This is a genomic window from Nitrososphaera sp. (genome assembly GCF_050748925.1).
GTDB lineage: Archaea > Thermoproteota > Nitrososphaeria > Nitrososphaerales > Nitrososphaeraceae > Nitrososphaera.
Genome location: NZ_JBOGQF010000165.1, coordinates 1 through 3,510, shown reverse-complemented (window position 1 = coordinate 3,510; position 3,510 = coordinate 1). Strand labels below are relative to the sequence as shown.

Annotated in this window: 3 protein-coding genes and 1 pseudogene; 3 read left to right on the top strand and 1 reads right to left on the bottom strand. The window is 57.5% G+C overall.

The genetic code is table 11. The features are described 5' to 3' along the window. Positions 1–257: pseudogene (locus ACREAY_RS10735) on the top strand (acyl-CoA synthetase); the annotation flags it as partial. Between the two features lie 53 nt (positions 258–310). Beyond that, positions 311–877: a hypothetical protein gene (locus ACREAY_RS10730; RefSeq protein WP_431755765.1), complete on the top strand. Its 567-nt coding sequence runs from the start codon at positions 311–313 to the stop codon at positions 875–877. On the opposite strand, the gene ACREAY_RS10725 is transcribed toward ACREAY_RS10730, so the two are convergent. Continuing rightward, on the bottom strand, positions 860–1,996 hold the full coding sequence (locus ACREAY_RS10725) for a Rieske 2Fe-2S domain-containing protein (protein WP_431755764.1): 1,137 nt from the start codon (positions 1,994–1,996) through the stop codon (positions 860–862). The genes ACREAY_RS10730 and ACREAY_RS10725 overlap by 18 nt on opposite strands. A 209-nt stretch (positions 1,997–2,205) precedes the next feature. Here ACREAY_RS10725 and ACREAY_RS10720 point away from each other — a divergent pair, with 209 nt between their 5' ends. Next, positions 2,206–3,384 (top strand): glycosyltransferase family 4 protein, encoded by a 1,179-nt coding sequence (locus ACREAY_RS10720; protein WP_431755763.1) that lies wholly within the window; start codon positions 2,206–2,208, stop codon positions 3,382–3,384. Positions 3,385–3,510: the final 126 nt, after the last annotated feature.

Here is a 3,510-nt window from a genome sequence, read left to right as displayed (position 1 = left end):
ATCCCAACGTCGACATCGTCATGCCGTGGTTCGTCTTCCAGGACGACCCACTGGAGGAGACAATAGTCGAAATCCTGGCATCGATAAACAGGCAGGGCAAAAAGCCGATGATAATAGGCGCCATGGGCGGCCCGTTCACAAAAGACATCTCAAAGAGAATCGAAGACGGCAACGTGCCGGTCTATCACTCTGTGATAGAGTGGGTGACTGCGGCAGGCGCGCTGGCAAAGTGGGCCAGGGTATCCGGCGGCAATTAAGGGCCACTCCCTTTTCCTTTTCTTTAAATTAGCTTTTGCAATAACCTGCACCGTTGGAAAACTCGGCGCTGGAGACGAGGCGGGCGTTTGGCGTCCTGTTTGTCGCGGTATCTGCCGCGGTGGGCGCAGGCGCAGTGCTGTCGGAACTTGCGTTTCTCAACGGCGCTCCCCTCTATTATTACGCGGCAATATGGCTCGGCAGCTTTGGCGCGGCGTTTGGGGTTGCCGGCCCAAAGTTTCGCAAGGCAGTGCCGGCGATACGCGCGAGGATGAAAAACAGCGTCAGGTGGCCGACAGCCGCAAAGGCGGTGAACGGGATCTCGTGGGCTGGCCCGTTTCTGCTCATTGCCGCGTTTCCGTCCCTGTACCAGTATCTTATACTGCTTGGCATTGGCCTGGGCAACCTGTCGACCTACATGATGATGAAAAAATACAGCGGCCTTGACAACCGCGAGCAGCTGATAGTGGCGTCGATATCGCTTGCCGCGGTGCCGGTCGCATTCGTGGTGGACAGCTCGCTTTTTGCGACGCACCAGGACATTGCAGTCATGGTTTCAAGGATATTGATTGCCGGCTCGTATGCGGCCGGCGGCGCCTATGCGCTACTGGCGTCCAAGTAGGACCCGCTCGTCGTACCTTGACTTTTTCACAAGCCGGGCCATCTCGACGGCTCCCCGGACGGTGGCCATCAGGTCTTTCTTTAGCGAGCCTTGATCCTGGATGTCCCTCTTTACGCCGGCATAGTTGTTTTCAGTGTCCTCGGCGTACCAGCCCCGGCTCCACCCGACAAAAGGAGACCGGCCAAACACAAAACCCACCTGCGACCAGAACGACATCATCTCCCCGGCCACGTGCTGCACGTTGTCCTGCCCGCCTGTTATGATAAACGCCGCGGCCTTGTCGCGCACAAGGCAGGTCTTGCGCGCCGTGATCTGGTTCTGCACGCTGTTCATGCGCTGGACCATCTTGTAATACAGCGAGCTTGCGTTGCCCCACCTTATCGGAGTCGAAATCAGGACGACGTCGGCCCACAGGATGATCTGCCGGTAAATTTCAATCATCTGGTCTTTTTCGTCGGCTTCGGATATCGAGCACGGAAATATGCAGGCCTTAGAGTCTGTAGAGTAGTAGCCCTGGCAGTGCTTAAAGTCCAGCTCGCGCAACTTTACCATGACCGTCTGCGCCCCAAGCTCGCCCCTTGCATAGCCCAGGGCAAAGCCCAGCGCCTCCTCAGACGTACTCTTGCGCTCGACCCGTTCGGTGACGTTGGTCGTTGATATCCCAAGGACTTTGATATCGTCGCCGGGATCAGCCCCGCCGTCCAGCCGGGCAAGGTGTTCTTTGACCGAGTTTTCCAGCTCTGCATACTTTACATGCGGCTCGTATTTCCTTTCGCCCTGCCGAAACGGCACAGGATTTACATAGACCTGGCCGTTGAGCACCAGGGTTTCGTAGGCGTTGACGCTGTCGCCTCCTTCGTGGGACGACCTGCCGTCAACGACAGAGTATTTCCACCCGTGCCACGGGCAGGTCACGATCTCCCCGTCCAGCAACCCGCGGGAAAGAGGGCCGCCCTTGTGGGCGCAGCTGTTTGATATCGCGTAGAATCTGCCGCCCAGGTTAAAGACGGCTAGCTCGATTTTTTCCTGCCCCCAAATTACGGTAAAGGCCCTTGACTGCCCGTCAGCAATATCCTGAACCATGCAGACCGGCTGGAATTCGCCACTCTTGTTTTCCATGTTCCACTTTTCCTATCGCAGCGGCCATTATCGCCAAGTTTGGTAGGCCCGCAAACGGGACCGCGAAATCGATAAAAGTACTCGTTTGTTTAATAAAACACTTTTTGCGGCCTTGACGGGAAACCATAACGCTGCACTGTCATTTGGCTCCGGAATCAAGTCACTAAATTTTGTATCGTCTTTTATTTTCTTGATGTGAATTAAATGCAGTGAATATACTCTACCTGACAGAGTTCCTGTCTGCCATAGGTGGAGGCGGGGAGGTGGCGTTCTACAATTATGCGCAGGCTATGGCAGAAAGAGGCCATAATGTGCACGTGATATGCCGCCAGTCGCCGGAGGATTTTGGCGTGCGGACAGGTTCATTGCACGTCCACAGGATCGGGCCGGAGACGAGCCTGCGGCACGGCCATTTCCCGACCCTGGCCCAGCAGGCAGCGTACGTGCCAGGCGCGGTCGCGGAGGGCTGCCGCATTATCCGGCGCCAAGACATCGACGTCATCCACGCCAACACGCTGAGCCCGGCAATAGCGGGGACGGCGCTTTCGATGATTTCAGGCCTCCCACTCGTAAACACTTTTCACCACGTGTATGCCGTAAAAAGCAAGAGGTACCTGCAAGGCATGGCGCTCTTGCGGCTGCCCAGGCTCGCCTGCGAGAAGGCCATCCTCGGCCTGCCTGCAGATGTCGTCCACGCGGTAAGCCAGTCTACGAGGGATGACCTGGTGCAGTTTGGCGTCAAGCCTGAAAGGATCACAGTCGTTCCAAACGCGGTGCCGCAGCTCTGGGCGTCAGGACGGCGCAGCTACCAGGGCTATGCCCTGTTCATGGGCAGGCTCGTAAAATCCAAGAACTTGGACGTGGTGATAAGGGCGTTCAGGCGGGTTGTCGATGCCGTGCCTGCGGCAAGACTAATAGTCGCAGGCGACGGACCCGCAAGGGCAGAATGGGCAGAAATGGCGTCCTTGCTTGGCCTCGAGGACAACATCAGGTTTGAAGGGTACGTCTCTGAGAAAAGAAAGGAAGAGCTTTTGGCAAATTGCTCGGCAGTAGTGTTCCCAAGCCTCATCGAGGGCTTTGGTCTGATCGCGCTTGAGGCCTTTGCGCACGAAAAGCCGGTGCTGGCTTCAGACACCGATTCGTCCCGCGAGAGGGTTCGCCATGGCATCGACGGCCTGCTGCTGCCGGCGCATGATGCGATAAAGTGGGCAGAAGCAATGACAGGGCTTTTTGCCGACAGGGCCGCGTGCGCGGCCATGGGCGGCAGGGGAAAGGCCAGGGCGGAGAGGTTCAAAATCGACGACGTGGCAAGAGAGCTAGAGGCGCTCTATTTCAGGGCCGCCAGAGCAAGAGGCGGGCACCCGGACTTGGCAGTCAAAACGGAGTAAAAGGCGGGCCCGGTGGGCTTCGATCCCACGACTTCCGGCTGTCTTCAACGGAGTTTAGAAGGCAGGCGCTCTATCCATGCTGAGCTACGAGCCCGCGGCCTATAGCCGGCATGAAAAAGGCGACCG